The organism is Paraburkholderia sp. CI2, assembly GCF_014201055.1.
In the GTDB taxonomy this organism is placed as follows: Bacteria; Pseudomonadota; Gammaproteobacteria; order Burkholderiales; family Burkholderiaceae; genus Paraburkholderia; species Paraburkholderia tuberum.
Genome location: NZ_JACHDL010000003.1, coordinates 376620 through 390755, shown reverse-complemented (window position 1 = coordinate 390755; position 14136 = coordinate 376620). Strand labels below are relative to the sequence as shown.

General features: G+C 64.1%; 13 protein-coding genes and 1 pseudogene. 5 read left to right on the top strand and 9 right to left on the bottom strand.

Going from position 1 to position 14136, the window contains the following annotated elements:
* Positions 1-1619 (top strand): YadA-like family protein (locus HDG32_RS07390; protein ID WP_184064965.1); only part of this gene is annotated, 1619 nt, incomplete at its 5' end.
* Between the two features lie 237 nt (positions 1620-1856).
* Here HDG32_RS07390 and HDG32_RS07385 read toward each other — a convergent pair.
* Positions 1857-2201 (bottom strand): annotated as a pseudogene (locus HDG32_RS07385) (DDE-type integrase/transposase/recombinase); the annotation flags it as partial.
* A gap of 309 nt (positions 2202-2510) precedes the next feature.
* Between HDG32_RS07385 and HDG32_RS07380 the strand changes: the two are divergent.
* Positions 2511-3635, top strand: coding sequence for an acyltransferase (locus HDG32_RS07380; protein ID WP_184064962.1), 1125 nt, complete (start codon positions 2511-2513; stop codon positions 3633-3635).
* 91 nt (positions 3636-3726) lie between these two features.
* On the opposite strand, the gene HDG32_RS07375 is transcribed toward HDG32_RS07380, so the two are convergent.
* The 3 genes from HDG32_RS07375 to HDG32_RS07365 form a co-directional block, all read right to left on the bottom strand.
* Positions 3727-5625, bottom strand: coding sequence for an ATP-dependent metallopeptidase FtsH/Yme1/Tma family protein (locus HDG32_RS07375; RefSeq protein ID WP_184064959.1), 1899 nt, complete (start codon positions 5623-5625; stop codon positions 3727-3729).
* Positions 5626-6212: 587 nt separating this feature from the next.
* On the bottom strand, positions 6213-6530 hold the full coding sequence (locus HDG32_RS07370; protein WP_184064956.1) for a hypothetical protein: 318 nt from the start codon (positions 6528-6530) through the stop codon (positions 6213-6215).
* A gap of 53 nt (positions 6531-6583) precedes the next feature.
* Positions 6584-6955, bottom strand: a complete 372-nt coding sequence (locus HDG32_RS07365; protein ID WP_184065049.1) for a hypothetical protein — start codon at positions 6953-6955, stop codon at positions 6584-6586.
* Between HDG32_RS07365 and HDG32_RS07360 the strand changes: the two genes are divergently transcribed.
* Both HDG32_RS07360 and HDG32_RS07355 read left to right on the top strand, forming a co-directional pair.
* Positions 6954-7802: a shikimate dehydrogenase gene (locus HDG32_RS07360; RefSeq protein WP_184064954.1), complete on the top strand. Its 849-nt coding sequence runs from the start codon at positions 6954-6956 to the stop codon at positions 7800-7802. The genes HDG32_RS07365 and HDG32_RS07360 overlap by 2 nt on opposite strands.
* Positions 7803-7930: 128 nt before the next feature.
* Positions 7931-8554 (top strand): ABC transporter ATP-binding protein, encoded by a 624-nt coding sequence (locus tag HDG32_RS07355; protein WP_184064951.1) that lies wholly within the window; start codon positions 7931-7933, stop codon positions 8552-8554.
* Between the two features lie 337 nt (positions 8555-8891).
* On the opposite strand, the gene HDG32_RS07350 is transcribed toward HDG32_RS07355, so the two are convergent.
* Positions 8892-9899 (bottom strand): NAD(P)-dependent alcohol dehydrogenase, encoded by a 1008-nt coding sequence (locus tag HDG32_RS07350; protein ID WP_184064948.1) that lies wholly within the window; start codon positions 9897-9899, stop codon positions 8892-8894.
* A 129-nt stretch (positions 9900-10028) separates the two neighbouring features.
* Complete coding sequence (locus tag HDG32_RS07345) at positions 10029-10343, bottom strand: antibiotic biosynthesis monooxygenase (RefSeq protein ID WP_184064945.1); 315 nt, start codon at positions 10341-10343, stop codon at positions 10029-10031.
* Positions 10344-10533: 190 nt separating this feature from the next.
* Here HDG32_RS07345 and HDG32_RS07340 point away from each other — a divergent pair, with 190 nt between their 5' ends.
* On the top strand, positions 10534-10929 hold the full coding sequence (locus HDG32_RS07340; protein ID WP_184064942.1) for a DUF305 domain-containing protein: 396 nt from the start codon (positions 10534-10536) through the stop codon (positions 10927-10929).
* Between the two features lie 13 nt (positions 10930-10942).
* On the opposite strand, the gene HDG32_RS07335 is transcribed toward HDG32_RS07340, so the two are convergent.
* From HDG32_RS07335 to prpF, 3 genes are all read right to left on the bottom strand, one after another.
* On the bottom strand, positions 10943-12184 hold the full coding sequence (locus HDG32_RS07335) for an MFS transporter (protein WP_184064939.1): 1242 nt from the start codon (positions 12182-12184) through the stop codon (positions 10943-10945).
* A gap of 134 nt (positions 12185-12318) precedes the next feature.
* A complete protein-coding gene (locus HDG32_RS07330; RefSeq protein ID WP_184064936.1) occupies positions 12319-12933 on the bottom strand; it encodes a bifunctional 2-polyprenyl-6-hydroxyphenol methylase/3-demethylubiquinol 3-O-methyltransferase UbiG in 615 nt (204 codons plus the stop codon).
* A 10-nt stretch (positions 12934-12943) separates the two neighbouring features.
* Positions 12944-14131 carry a 2-methylaconitate cis-trans isomerase PrpF gene (gene prpF / locus HDG32_RS07325; RefSeq protein WP_184064934.1) on the bottom strand — a complete coding sequence of 396 codons (1188 nt, stop codon included), beginning with the start codon at positions 14129-14131 and terminating at the stop codon, positions 12944-12946.
* Positions 14132-14136: the final 5 nt, after the last annotated feature.

Below are 14136 nucleotides of genomic sequence, written 5' to 3'. Positions count from 1 at the left end.
CCATCACGGTGGCCAGGGACCTGGACGGCACGACAGTGGACTTCGGTGGCACCGATGGCGCGCGCACGCTGGGCGGCGTGAAGGCCGGTGCGCTGAGCGACACCAGCAACGAAGCGGTGAACGGCTCGCAGCTGCACGCGACCAACCAGAACGTGACGACCAACACGGCCGGCATCGCGGCCAACGCGACGAACATCGCGGCCAACACGACGAACATCGCGGCCAACACGACGAACATCGCCGCCAACGCGACGGACGTTGCGGCCAACAAGACGGCGATCACCAGCATCGACGGCCGCGTGACCAATGTGGAAGGTTCGGTCACGAATCTGACGCAGCAACTGGACGGCGGCAGCGTCGGCCTGGTGCAGCAGGACGCGACCAGCAAGGCCATCACGGTGGCCAGGGACCTGGACGGCACGACGGTGGACTTCGGTGGCACCGATGGCGCGCGCACGCTGAGCGGCGTTGCCGACGGTGCGATTGCAGCGGGCAGCAAGGAAGCCGTCAACGGCAGCCAGTTGTATGCGAACTCGGCGAGCGTGGCCGCTGGTCTGGGTGGCGGCTCGACCGTGAACGCGGACGGCACGATCAGCGCACCGAGCTACAGCGTGGGCGGTACGACCGTGCATAGCGTAGGCGATGCCGTCACCAACCTGGATGACCGGGTCACGCAGAACACCACGGACATCACGAAGCTGCAGACCCAGGTGGGCGACGTCGGAACACAACTGTCGGGCGCGGTGCAGTACGACCGTAACGTTGACGGTTCGGTGAACTTCGGTTCCGTGACGCTGGGTGGTGGCCAGAGCGCAGGTCCGGTGATCCTGACCAATGTGGCGAACGGCACGAGCCAGTATGACGCGGTGAACTACGGCCAGCTGTCGGCGTTGCAGGACCAGGTGACGGATCTCAACGGCCAGGTGATGGATCTCGGTTCCCAGGTGTCGAACATCCAGCCGGTCACCCCGGATGTTTCGTCGTCGGACCGCAACAGTGAAGCAGTGGCTAACGCGGCGATGCCGGGTACCGGTGCGGGCAGCACGGTGGTTGGGGCAAACGCCAGCGCCGCAGCGGAGAACGCGGTGGCAGTGGGCACCAATGCGGCGGCGACCGGCGTCAACTCGACGGCGATCGGCACGGGCTCGCAGGCTGGCAATGCGAACTCGGTGGCGTTGGGTCAGGGCTCGGTGACGGATCGCGATAACTCGGTATCGGTGGGTTCAGCGGGTCACGAACGCCAGATCACCAACGTCGCAGCGGGTACGGCGGACACGGATGCAGTCAATGTCGGTCAGATGAACAGCTCGGTCGCACAAGGCGTTCAGCAGGCCAACAACTACACCGATCAGCGTATCAACGCGACCAACCAGGCGGTCAACAATCTCGCCAGGAACGCCTACTCGGGAATCGCCGCCGCTACCGCGCTGACGATGATTCCAGAAGTCGATCAAGGCAAGAAACTGTCGTTCGGTATCGCGGCAGCGACTTACAACGGTTATCAGGCGATCGCACTGGGCGGTACGGCTCGTATCAAGGACAACATCAAGGTGAAAGCGGGTGTTGGGATGTCCGCGGGTGGCACGACTGCCGGGATTGGTGCCTCGTATCAGTGGTAAGCGGTCGGCGGGAAAGGGTGCGTGTGCCCTCTCCCGCTTTTTCACGATCCCCAGACTTCTTTCGTGGGAACAAAGTGGCAGTTGAACTGCCCTTCTAGTCTTACCGTGTCACATAATTAGTTGCACAGTCTATTGCCGTACAGGAAGAGTGCCATCGTTGCGTGAGTCGTAGTCCAAGCAGGGGTGCTGTCACGTTAAATTGTTCGCGACGCAATAGCGGAGAGGACAGACGCCTGCTCAGAAAACGGACGGAGTTTGGGTGGCCTCAGTGAAACAATGCCAGGCGGCGAAGCGTGTGGCGAGCTGTTTGCGGTAGAGTGAGGCGCGTAGCAGGTGTCGCTTGAGCGCGAAGTGCTGACGGATCGGACCGAAGCTCGATAAGAAAGCCTGCGTGCGTTCAGGATCGCGGAAGCCACGCATGCGTCGCTCACGTTCGCGCGTCGGCTGATGACTGTTTTCAGCTCGGTTATTGATTCGCGCGCTGGCTTTGACGAAAACGTGCTTCACATGAGCGAGCTCGGGAATCTCGGCTTTCGCCGCCGGATAGCTGCGCAGCTGGTCGGTCACGATCTTGCGCGGTGCTTCAGCACACGAGGCAAGCGTTCAATGCATCACCTATGACGCAGGCGAAGGCGCTGACGATCCGCCTCTAATGTTCGCTTTCACAACGGCTATCTGAAATGGAGTCGTTGGCGACTGGTAATACTCGGCGCGTCTTTAGCGAACACGCGGAAAGTATTGCGGCTTTTCATGCACGAAACAGGGACACCCGTCTTCATGGATGGACGCGAGCCTCGAAAATAAATCATCGAACGCGCGCTGCGATTTTTTTCGCATTTTTTCCCCGTACGATGTTTTCGTGCTTTTCTGCCGCTTTGCGAATAGAGGTTTATGAAAAACAGAATTGCCGGATTCGATGGATTGCGCGCGATCGCTGTGCTGATGGTGTTTCTGCAGCATCGACTCTTCGGCGACATCGGCGAAATCGGGCATCTCGGCGTGTGGATTTTCTTTGCGCTGAGCGGCTTTCTGATCATCGGCATCCTGTCGTCGCGGCGCGCGCGCATCGAAGAGGGCGACAGCTGTTTCCGCACCGAACTCGGGCGCTTTCTGTTTCGTCGCACGGTGCGCATCTTTCCGATCTATTACCTGATGCTCGTCGTGATGTGCGTGCTGATGGCATTCGGCCTCGCGAATCCGGAACTGGCGAGCGGCATGCCGTTTCACTTCGCGTATCTGTCCAACTTCTGGATCGGCTCGGTGCTGCGTTACTGGCCGGGCCGCTATTCGCACTTGTGGAGCCTCGCGATCGAGGAGCAGTTCTATCTCGTCGTTGCGCCGTTTTTGCTGCTGCTCGCGACGCGGCGACATCGAGCGGCATGTTGGGCGATCGTGGCGCTCGGCCTTGCCGCGCTGTTCGCGATGCGCGCCGCGCATTGGGATGAGATCACGATCTATACGCACCCGTTGAGCAATGTCTGGTTGCTCGCGTTGGGCGGCATCGGTGGTCTGGTGATCGAGGACGATCGCGGCCGCGTGCGTGCCTGGCTCGGTCATGGCCTGACGCTGTTCGCGCTGAGTCTGGTCGTGATCGGTTTGTGCGCGGCCGAGCCGAGGTGGAACATGCTCGACGATCCCTTGCTGTTTACCGCGATCAGCGCAACGTACGGGATCGGTATCGCGGCGCTGGTGGCTTCGATCGCGTGTTGCCGCAATGCTGCCGTGATGGGTCTGCTACAGACGCGTTGGCTCGCCGGTCTTGGGCGTATCAGTTACGGCTTCTATCTGTATCACAACCTGATCCCCGATCTGACGCGTAACCGTCACGCCGAGGCGTTGTTTGGCGGCACCGTGCCGATGTGGGCACATATGCTTGGCATCGTCGCGTCGTTTGCGATTTCGCTTGGCATTGCGGTGCTGTCGTGGCGGTTGATCGAGGCGCCGATTTTGCGAGTGAAGGCGCGCGGCGAATCGGTATTGAAAGCAGCGGAGAACGTCGCTTCCGACGTAGCCTGAAAGATCGAACCAGGTCGATGCGCGAGGCGCTTTCCCGCGATGCCGACCGACCCGGGATCGTCGGACTTCGCGTAGCGCATCATCAGGCCCGTCAAGCCGCCGCAGGCTCGTGCACGATCTTCAGCGTGCTCTTGTGCTCGGCGATGAACCGATAAACGGTGTCCCCGGGTACGGTCTCGTGCTCGAGCAACTGGTCCGAAATGTCGCGCAGTACCGGCTCGTACGCGTGCAGTAGCCCGTAGCAAAGTTCGTTGAGTTCCTTGAGCAGCACGTTCGCATGCTCGATTGCGCTCTTCATTTGCAGGCCCGCATACTGCGACGGCAGCGCCGCGAGACTGAACAGATCGCCGTCGCTGTTGAAGCCGAACTTCGACACCATGTCGAGGCTGATACGCGAGGCCTCCTGCAAGTCCGACGCGGCGCCGCTCGATGCTTCGGAGAACATCAGAATCTCCGCGTTGCGTCCGCCGAGCAGCACCTGGATCTCGTTGCGGATTTCCGTTTCGCGGTACAGGTGCTTGTCCTGCGCCTTCGTGATCAGCGCGACGCCAAGCGCGCCGCCGCGCGGCAGAATCGTCACTTCCTCGAGCACGCCGGTGCCAAGCAGCGCCGCGACCAGACCATGACCCGCCTCATGCACCGCGATGCGCCTGCGCTCGTCCTCGGTGAGCGCGCGCTCGGCGCCGCTCACGTCGCCGATGCGCGCGATCTTGATCGCTTCCATGAAGTGCTTCGCGGCGATTTCGTTATCGCCCGCCTTGCGCGCGATCAGCCCCGCCTGATTCACGACCATCGCGACGGTGGCCGGCGACAGTCCGGTCGTCAAACGCGCGAGCTGGTCGTAGTCGATATCCGCCGCTTTCGACTTCAGCCGCTGCGCGTAGAAACGGAAAATCTTGGCGCGGTCTTCGCGATCCGGCAGACGTACCTGCACCGTGCGATCGAAACGGCCGGGACGGCGCAATGCCTCGTCGAGATTGTCGGGATGGTTGGTCGCGGCCACGACGATCACGCCCTCGTTCGACTCGAAGCCGTCCATCTCCGCGAGCAGCTGGTTGATGATCCGGTTGCTTTCGGCTTCGACCGGACCACCGCCGGTGTCGGTTCGTTTCGCGAGACCGTCCGCTTCGTCGATGAAGATGACCGTCGGCGCGTTCTTGCGCGCGAGTTCGAACAGGTGCCGCACCTTCTGGATACCGACACCGTAGTACTTCGCGCTGAAATAGCTGCCCGTGATCGAAATGAAGTTCGCGCCGCATTCGCCGGCCAGCGCCTGAGCGAGCCGCGTCTTGCCGACGCCGGGCGCGCCGACCATCAGGATGCCGCACGGCGCGCGCACGCCCAGCGACGAGAACTGCTTCGGATCGGACAGGTAACCGCGAATGTCGGCGAGCGCGGCCTTCGCTTCGTTCGCGCCGATCACGTCGTCGAAACGCAGCGTCGGTGTTTCGCTGAGCAGCTTCGCGCCGCCCTTCATCTCGCGTCGCATAAACCACGCCATGCCGCCGATCAGCGCGAGCGGCAGCAGCACGCTCAGCGCGTCGCGGAACTGGTCGAACAGCTGGGTCCAGCGTGCGCCGTCGCCGTGGATATCGACGTCGGGCAGCCATACGAGCTGATACGCGGCGGCGTCGGAGCGCTCGCCCAGCAGCAGCGCGTGCGAGAAGGTTGCGTTGTGATCGGTGACGAAGTACTTCGAGCCGTCACGCAGCGACACCAGAATCGCGTTGGGACTCACGCCGATCGCCGCGACGTTGGTGTCGTGAATGTCGCGCAGCATCGTCGACGCATCCTTCTCCGCATGCGTCCACGCGGATGCATCGTGACGCATCTGGCTCGCAATGCCGCTCAGCGCCGGCGCCTGCGGCTCGGCGCGATGCTGGATATACCAGACGCCCCAACCGACCAACACCGCGATCAGCACCGCCATAGCCGCCACCGCAATTTTGCGTGCGCGCTTTTTCCCAAGCGAATTATTTCCCGGCTTCATGAGTCATTTCCAAAATGCGGACTTGAACAAGCCCTTACTTAATCAAGCTGTCTGTCAAACTTACCTGTCGAAATCGGAAGGCGGAGTCTGCGGAAAATCGGCTGGGGGCGAAGCGCCACACGGCGAGGCTCAAAGGACAATTCAGAAGGACGACGATCTTTGCGTTCCGGTGAGCCGCGTTAGCCGAAGGCAGTATGCCGGCGGTACGCTTCCGTCAAAGTCGCGGAAAAGGCCTTTGTACCGTCTATCCGGCCATCGACACGCCGGAAGGGGACGCGGGAAGCGCGCGTAGGGCGTCGCCGCCTTGGCTCCGGCGCACAGTTTATCAGCGTAAAAAGCGGCGCGTGTTTTTAAATGTCTATATCTAACCGCACCCCAATTAAAATCAGTCAGAATTACTGACAAAGCGCAATTTAGACAGACCTAAATGATCTGAAAATAGGCCACGATTAAGTCAGGATTTTGGAATCGGCTGGCAATACCGGCGGATGAGCGACGGGTCTCTGTGGACCCGTTCGCGTCATCGCCACTTTTCTCTCAGGTTCTGCTTCTTGGGCGCCGGCGCCGAGCGGCATCGACGGTTCTTTCTACGCTGCACTTCTTTCGGTCTTCGCGGACGACTCCGACATCTCAGGCCGCCGTGCGCCGCTGGCCCGAGCCTGCAAGCGCAACATGTCGCGCAGCTTCGCGATGCGCGCGCGCTGATTCTGGATCAGATGATGCGTGTCCTCGAGCGCGCGAATACGCCGCTCCCAATAGACGTGGTCGAGTTCACCGGATTGCGCGGCGCCCTTGCGCGCCACGAAGGCAAGCACACTCTCGAGATGCTGCAAGTGGCCATCCGCGAATCTGGCCGGAAGCCGCCCGCCGCATTGCGCGGCTGCTTGCCTGTTGGTGAGGCTCATCTTCGCTCCCCCGCGTCCTGCCTGTTGGCCTGATGACTTCGCCGCATCGATCGCTAAAGTCGAAAGCGATCTGCAATCTGACCGTTTGACCATAGCGCAGTTTTTGGATGCGGCTTGACCGTGCGTCTCAAAATAGGGCGCGGGCGTGAGAAATGCCGACTGGTATGGCCCGTCTTTGCGTGCTGAAACAGCTCGTCGCGCGGGATTGCCGCACTCGCATCGCGGCGACCAGGCGCGATGCCGGGCCCAAGGTAGACACCACCCATCACCGATTTTTCGTTCTGCTGCCCGTTCTGACTCAGCGTGATGCCGTCGATCGCGCCGCTTGCATTCGTGCGCAACGCATCGAGCCGACAATAGGCAACACATGGCGCCCGCCATCGGGCACGATGCATAGGGGCACCCATTTCAGGAGATTCGACCATGCAGCCGGCTGAAACCCCTTCCTTCGCGGCGTCGCTCGACGCGGGTCTGAGCGGCGCGACGCGCGTGTATTTCATCGTCGGCGATCCGATTGCGCAGGTGCGCTCGCCGTCCGGCGTGACCGCCGCGTTGCGTTCGGCCGGCCGCGATGCGCTGGTGGTGCCCGCGCACGTCGCGCCAGCCGATCTGCCGGCTTTTTTCGCGGGCATCGCGCCGATGCGCAACGTCGACGGCGTGATCATCACGGTGCCGCACAAATTCACCGCGGCGAGCTATTGCGCGACGCTCGCCGAAGAAGCCGCGTTCCTTGGCGCGGTCAACACGCTGCGCCGCAACGCCGATGGCGGCTGGCATGGCGGCATGTTCGACGGCACCGGCTTCGTTGCGGCGCTCGTCGCGGCGGGCTGCGAACTACAGGGCAAGCGCGCGCTGCTGGTCGGCGCGGGCGGCGCGGGTTCGGCGATCGGCCATGCGCTGATTCAGCGCGGCGTCGGCTCGCTCGACGTGCGCGACAACGACGTCGAACGCACCGGTTCGCTGACCGCACGGCTCAATGCGCTCGGCCGAGGCAAGGCGCGCGGTGCGGCGGCCGACCTCGACCCGAGTCCGTATGACGTGGTCGTCAACGCATCGCCGCTCGGCATGCGCGCGGGCGATTCGTTGCCGATCGACGTCGCGCGCTTGCCGGCCAAGACTTTTGTCGGCGATGTCGTAACGAAACCGCCACTTACGCCGCTGATCGAAGCGGCACGCGCGCGCGGTTGCCCGACCGTGACGGGCACGCAGATGTTCGAACGCGTGTGTGATCGAATGGTGGAATTCTTGCTGGAGACGCCGACGTCTACGTAACGGCGCGAAGCAACCAGGCGCGCGCTGCTACACTGGCGCGAAATTGCCGTGCCGAAGATCCCGCACGGCATGCACGAGGCGTGGCGCAATCCTGCGCCGCGTTCACATCGCCCTCTGCGCGCCAACCCATGCTTCGATTCGACAACCTCAGCAAGCGCTATAGCGACCGCGTCCTGTTCGAAGGACTGCACTTCGACGCGACGTCCGGCTGCGTCGCGTTGAACGATGAATCCGGCAGCGGCAAATCGACGTTGCTCGCCATCCTCGCCGGCGCGCTCGAACCCGACACCGGCGACGTATGGCTCGGCGGTCATTCGCTGCGCGCCGCGCCGCATGCCGCGCAAGCGCTGCTCACGTATGTGCCGGAAGACAGCATGAGCTGGCCCGATCAGACCGGCCGCGATTATCTGCGGCAGGTTGCGGCGGCGCGGCACACCGCGCTGACCGACGACGTGCTCGCGCTCGCCGAACGCTTCGGCCTCGCGCCGCATCTGGACAAACGTTTCGAGCAGATGTCGTATGGCAGCCGCAAAAAGGTGTTTCTGACGGCGGCCGCGCTCGGCGAAACCCGCGTGCTGATCGCCGACGAACCGGCCGGCGGACTCGACGCGTCAGCGCGCGCGGTGCTCGCCGAGCTGTTCAGAACGCTCGGCACGACGCGCACGGTGTTTTTCACGAGTTACGACGAAGGGTTCACGCAGGCCTGCGAAGCGACGGGTGTCAGTTTCGCGGACCTCGCGAGGGGCATTTGAGCTAGGGCCTGTTCACGCTAATAACGGGCTTGCGCTGGCCGCCAGAAGGGCCGAGCGCAAGGATTGCGACGCAACGAATACTCGACGTATTCGCAAGGAGCATGACGCGGCGATCGGCCCTTCTGGCGGCCAGCCCCTTGAAGGTTTTTTTAAAACAGGGGAACGTGCCTTTGCGCCCGTATTGCGGCGTCGGTCGTCGCTTGTTTGGCTCGGCCAAACGGCGCTCCTCTCTCCTTGCACTACGCGCGCAAAGGCACGTTCGCAAGCCCGTTATTAGCGTGAACAGGCCCTGGAGCGATCCCGCGGGTCATGCGGGCCGGGCGCGAGCGTTGAATCCTCAGATCGCCACACAAATCTTGCCGAAGTGCGCACCCGATGCCTCGTGCCGGAACGCGTCGGCGAGCTTGTCCAGCGCGAACGTGCTGTCGATCACCGGCTTGATGCCCGTGGTCTCGAGCGCGCGCACCATGTCGATCTGATCCTGCCGGCTGCCGACGATCAGCCCTTGCAGACGCTGTTGCCGCGCCATCAGATGCGCGGTCGGCACCTGACCCGCGCGGCCGGTCAGCACGCCGATCAGCGCGATGTGCCCGCCGATGCGGCATGCGGTGATCGACTGCGGCAACGTGCCGGGACCACCCACCTCGATCACGTGATCGACGCCGCGCCCGTTGGTGATGTGACGCACTTCTTTGCCCCACTCGGGATTGTCGCGATAGTTGATCGTATGGTCGGCACCCAGTTCACGCAGCTTCGCGAGCTTCGCATTCGACGACGACGTCGCGATCACCGACGCCCCCATCGCCCTCGCCATCTGCAAGCCGAAGATCGACACGCCGCCGGTGCCGAGCACGAGCACGCTGCTGCCTGCCTTCAACTGACCATCGACGACCAGCGCGCGCCACGCGGTCAGCCCCGCCGTGGTCAGCGTCGCCGCTTCGGCGTGGCTGTAGCCGGCCGGCGCGCGCGTGAAGTAGTGGCTCGGCAGCACGACGACTTCGCGCGCGTAGCCGTCGACGCCGTCGCCGGGGGTGGTCGAAAAATCGCCGATCGCGGGCGAACCGTTTTCCCAGTGTGGGAAGAAGCAGGACACGACGTGATCGCCGGCCTTGAATTCGCGCACGCCTGCGCCGACCGCTTCGACGACGCCCGCGCCATCGGCCATCGGGATGCGGCCCGCTTCGGCCGGCAGATTGCCGCAGACGACGCCGTAGTCGTGGTAGTTCAACGAACTAGCGCGAATGCGCACGCGAATCTGCCCGGCCTCGGGCTGACCGGGATCGGCGAGATCGACGACCTGCAGGCTATCGACTGTGGCGGGAGAACCGATTCTGACGGCTTTCATGTTTTCGATCCTTGGTGAGTGGTGCGCTGCCGTGAGCAGCTCGATGTCCACGCACGATGCGCGTCGGATGTGCATGCGCCATGCCGGCGCGAATGCGAACCGGCATGCAGGCGCCGCGCGAGCACCGCGCTATTTGACGGTCTGGATGACTTCGAAGCCTTCGAATTCCGGGTGGCCGAGATACAGCACGCGGTTTTCGTTACCGGCACTGCGATGCGCGGCACGAAACGCGTCGGACTTCGTCCATGTCTCGAACGATCCATAGTCGCGCCAGATCGTATGGCTCGAATAGAGCACGTGATCGTCCTTGCGCGGTCCCTTCAGCAAATGAAATTCGACGAAGCCCGGCACCTCTTTCAGATGGGTGTCGCGCGTGGTCCACAGATGTTCGAAGGCGTCCTCGGAGCCGGGCGCCACCTTGAAGCGGTTCATCGCGATGTACATGCTGTCAGCCTCGTTGAGTGAGTGATGCTGCCAATGATGCTGGCTTGGTCATCCGGTCGCGTTTCATTATAGGCGTGCGTTGCTTTGCCTCCGCTTGACCTTACCACGGCAGGAAGCTCCACGATGTCCGACGTGACCGTTAGAATCGCGCGGATCACGTCGCCACTCTCTTCAACAACGGAAAACCAATATGAAAAACCTTCGCGCGTTGCGCGCTCTCTGTGTGTTCGGCGGTTTGGCATTCGCGGCGGCGGCTCTGCCCGCTCACGCGCAACATCAGGGCATGCCCGGCATGGACATGCCGGATTCGGCGCATACCGGCTCGGGCGCATCGACGCAAGCCTTCAAGGCCGCCGACGAGCGCATGATGCATGAGATGAGCGCCCCCGAATACACCGGCGACGCCGACCGGGATTTCGTCGCGCACATGATCCCGCATCACCAGGGCGCGATCGAGATGGCGCAGGCGGAGTTGAAATACGGCAAGGACCCGGAGATCAAGCGGCTCGCGCGCAACATCATCAAGGCGCAGCATGACGAGATCGCGTTCATGCGGCGCTGGCAGGAAAAGCACGGCGGCAAGTGACGCAGCGCGAGCATCACCAGCGTGGCTGCTTGCGCAACAGCGGCGACATCGCGATCAGACCGATGATCGGCCCAGGCAGCAGCAGCCATGCGACGCGCACGTCAAGCGCGTGAAATACGCTGGTCGACCACAGGATCGAGCATGCGGACAGGAAAAAGCCGAAGCTGTTCTGCAGCGTCAGCGCGCCGCCGATCTTGTCGGCGGGACAGGCCTTCACGGACAGCGCCGAAAACTGCGGCGAATCCGCGATCACGCTGATGCCCCACACGAGAAGTAACCCGAGCTGCGCGGCGGTGCCGAGCCCGGTGGTCAGCGGATAAATCGCGCACAGCGTGCCCGAGATCGTCAGCGCGAGAGCGGCGGTGCGCGCGCTGCCGACCACCTGGCTGAGTCTGCCGCCGAGCAGGCAGCCGAGCGCACCGATCGCGATGATCAGGAACGACCACAACGCGACGGTGCCCGGCGTCGCCGGCGCCCCGCTCGCGAACGCGCGCTGCACGAGCAGCGGCGTCAGCGTCCAGAACGCGTACAACTCCCACATGTGACCGAAATAGCCGAGCGCGGCCGAGCGAAACTCGCTGATGCGCACGACCTGCCCGACGCCCGCCGACAAACCGAAGCGTCGGCTGCCCGAGCGCCGCGCGTGCGGCCCTTCGCCGAGCACGAACACCAGCAGCGCGCCGATCACCGCGAGTCCGGACGAAGTGAGCACCACGGTTTGCCACGGCACGCTCGACAGCAACGCACGAATCGCATGCACCGACGCCGTGCCGAGCGTCAGCATCGCAACGAGCAACGCGAGCGTCTGCGCGGCGCGGCGCGGGTCCCACGTAACGAGCAGCTTCATGCCGAGCGGATAGATGCCGGCAAGCGCGACGCCCACGCCGAAGCGAAACACGAGCGCCGACGCGAGCCCGCTGCTGCACAGCGCGAACAGCGCATTCAAGGTCGCGCCGAGCACGCCGCAGACGGCGAACACCTTGCTTGCCGACACGCGATCCGCGAGTCCGGTGGTCGCCGACAGCAAGGTCCCGACGATAAAGCCAGCCTGCACTGCATTCGTCAGCCAGCCGATACCGGACGCGCTCAGATGCCAGGCGATCTGCAGATCGCGCATCGCGCCGTTCGCGCTGAACCACAACGACGTACCGAGCAATTGCGCAATCGCGATCACGAGCACCGCGCGTCTCGCGCGCGCGATGTCGTGCGCCGCGTCGCCGGACTTCGTTGCGTCGGCGTCCAGCCTGTTCTGCATCGTGGCTCCTCTGCGTCGGGACTGAGTCGGCCGCTGGGGAGTGGTTATGAGTGCGCGGCCGGAGCGGCCATTGTAGACGACGCGAAGGTTTGCATCGGCGAAGGCGGCGGCGGTGGCGCGCCTGGATCGGGGGGTCAACGGAACACGAGTCGCGTCCACGTCACGCCGCTGTCGCGGTTGGCCTTCTGAACCGATGGCGTGCGCAACTCGCGTACGAGTCGCAGGCCTTGCTCGCTCGCCAGCCGGATCGTCTCATCGGGGGTAACGTCGAACATGCGACGGCCGGCGGGAACCGGTCCGTGCCGCAGCGACATGATCAACACGCCGCCGTCGCGCAGCAACGACGCAACGCGCGGCATCGCGCGTTCGCGCTGCCGCGCATCGAGATGCATCCAGACCGCGGTGAGCATGACTACGTCGAAAGTGATGCGCTTCGACTTCGCTAGCACGACAGCGAGATCAGGCAGGCTATCGTCGAGCCACTCGATGCGCGTCGACGCATGCAGCTCGCGCGCCGCGTTGCGCAATGCGTCGACCGGTTCGACCGCGAGCACCGTATGCCCCATCGCCGCGAGCGCGGCCGCGTCCGTGCCGATGCCCGCGCCGATATCGACGATGCGCGACGGCGCCTGCGGTATCCAGTCGAGAATCGGCCGATGCCGATCGCCGAACGACAGCGTGCGCCATCGCTCGATCAGCGCGGCGGCCTGCTCTACGTAGCCTTCCGTGCCGCTGACGTTGGCCGACATCGGCGCCGCCTCAGCCCTGCTGCGGCACCCTGACCCACCCCTCCATCAACACGCGCGCGCTGCGGCTCATGATCGCCTTCGTGACAACCCACTCGCCGTCCTTCTGACTCGCCTGCGCGCCGACGCGCAACGTGCCCGACGGATGCCCGAAGCGCACCGACTCACGCTCGCCGCCGCCCGCCGCCTGATTGACGAGCGTGCCCGCGATCGCCGCCGCGGTGCCGATCGCGACCGCCGCCGTGCCCATCATCGCGTGATGCAGCTTGCCCATCGACATCGCGCGCACCAACAGGTCGACGTCGCCCGCGCGCACCGGCTTGCCGCTCGACGCCACGTAATCAACCGGCTTCGCGACGAATGCGACCTTCGGCGTGTGCTGCCGCGTCGCGATCTCGTCGAGATGCTTGATGAGCCCCATGCGCAGCGCGCCATGCGCGCGAATCGTCTCGAACATCGCGAGCGCCTTCGCGTCGCTGTTGATCGCGTCCTGCAACTCCGTGCCCTTGTAGCCGATCGCCTCGGCGTCGACGAAGATCGTCGGGATGCCCGCGTTGATCATCGTCGCCTTCAACGTGCCGACGCCTGGCACTTCCAGGTCGTCGACGAGGTTGCCGGTCGGGAACATCGCGCCGCCCGCGCCTTCTTCGTCGGCGGCCGGGTCCATGAATTCGAGCGGCACTTCGGCGGCCGGAAAGGTCACGCCGTCGAGTTCGAAGTCGCCGGTTTCCTGCACCGCGCCATCGCTCATCGGCACGTGCGCGATGATCGTCTTGCCGATATTGGCCTGCCAGATGCGCACGATCGCGACGCCGTCGCGCGGCACGCGGCTCGCCTCGACGAGGCCCGCGCTGATCGCGAACGGCCCCACCGCGGCCGACAGGTTGCCGCAATTGCCGCTCCAGTCGACGAACGCCTTGTCGATCGACACCTGACCGAACAGATAATCGACGTCGTGATCGGGCCGGCCGCTGCGCGAAATGATCACGGTCTTGCTGGTGCTCGACGTCGCGCCGCCCATGCCGTCGATCTGCTTGCCGTACGGATCGGGACTGCCGATCACGCGCATCAGCAGCGCGTCGCGCGCGGCGCCCGGTCGCTGCGCGGCCTCGGGCAGATCCTGCAGACGGAAAAACACGCCCTTGCTGGTGCCGCCGCGCATATAAGTGGCCGGAATCTTGATCTGGGGAAGGTGGGCCATGAAGG

Excerpts from the sequence above, each read along its gene's own strand:
- HDG32_RS07355 (WP_184064951.1), top strand. The coding sequence starts at position 7,931 with ATGCTTCGATTCGACAACCTCAGCAAGCGCTATAGCGACCGCGTCCTG.
- HDG32_RS07330 (WP_184064936.1), bottom strand. The coding sequence starts at position 12,933 with ATGTCGGCCAACGTCAGCGGCACGGAAGGCTACGTAGAGCAGGCCGCC.
- HDG32_RS07335 (WP_184064939.1), bottom strand. The coding sequence starts at position 12,184 with ATGCAGAACAGGCTGGACGCCGACGCAACGAAGTCCGGCGACGCGGCG.
- HDG32_RS07345 (WP_184064945.1), bottom strand. The coding sequence starts at position 10,343 with ATGTACATCGCGATGAACCGCTTCAAGGTGGCGCCCGGCTCCGAGGAC.
- prpF (WP_184064934.1), bottom strand. The coding sequence starts at position 14,131 with ATGGCCCACCTTCCCCAGATCAAGATTCCGGCCACTTATATGCGCGGC.
- HDG32_RS07370 (WP_184064956.1), bottom strand. The coding sequence starts at position 6,530 with ATGAGCCTCACCAACAGGCAAGCAGCCGCGCAATGCGGCGGGCGGCTT.
- HDG32_RS07380 (WP_184064962.1), top strand. The coding sequence starts at position 2,511 with ATGAAAAACAGAATTGCCGGATTCGATGGATTGCGCGCGATCGCTGTG.
- HDG32_RS07350 (WP_184064948.1), bottom strand. The coding sequence starts at position 9,899 with ATGAAAGCCGTCAGAATCGGTTCTCCCGCCACAGTCGATAGCCTGCAG.
- HDG32_RS07360 (WP_184064954.1), top strand. The coding sequence starts at position 6,954 with ATGCAGCCGGCTGAAACCCCTTCCTTCGCGGCGTCGCTCGACGCGGGT.
- HDG32_RS07375 (WP_184064959.1), bottom strand. The coding sequence starts at position 5,625 with ATGAAGCCGGGAAATAATTCGCTTGGGAAAAAGCGCGCACGCAAAATT.
- HDG32_RS07365 (WP_184065049.1), bottom strand. The coding sequence starts at position 6,955 with ATGGTCGAATCTCCTGAAATGGGTGCCCCTATGCATCGTGCCCGATGG.
- HDG32_RS07340 (WP_184064942.1), top strand. The coding sequence starts at position 10,534 with ATGAAAAACCTTCGCGCGTTGCGCGCTCTCTGTGTGTTCGGCGGTTTG.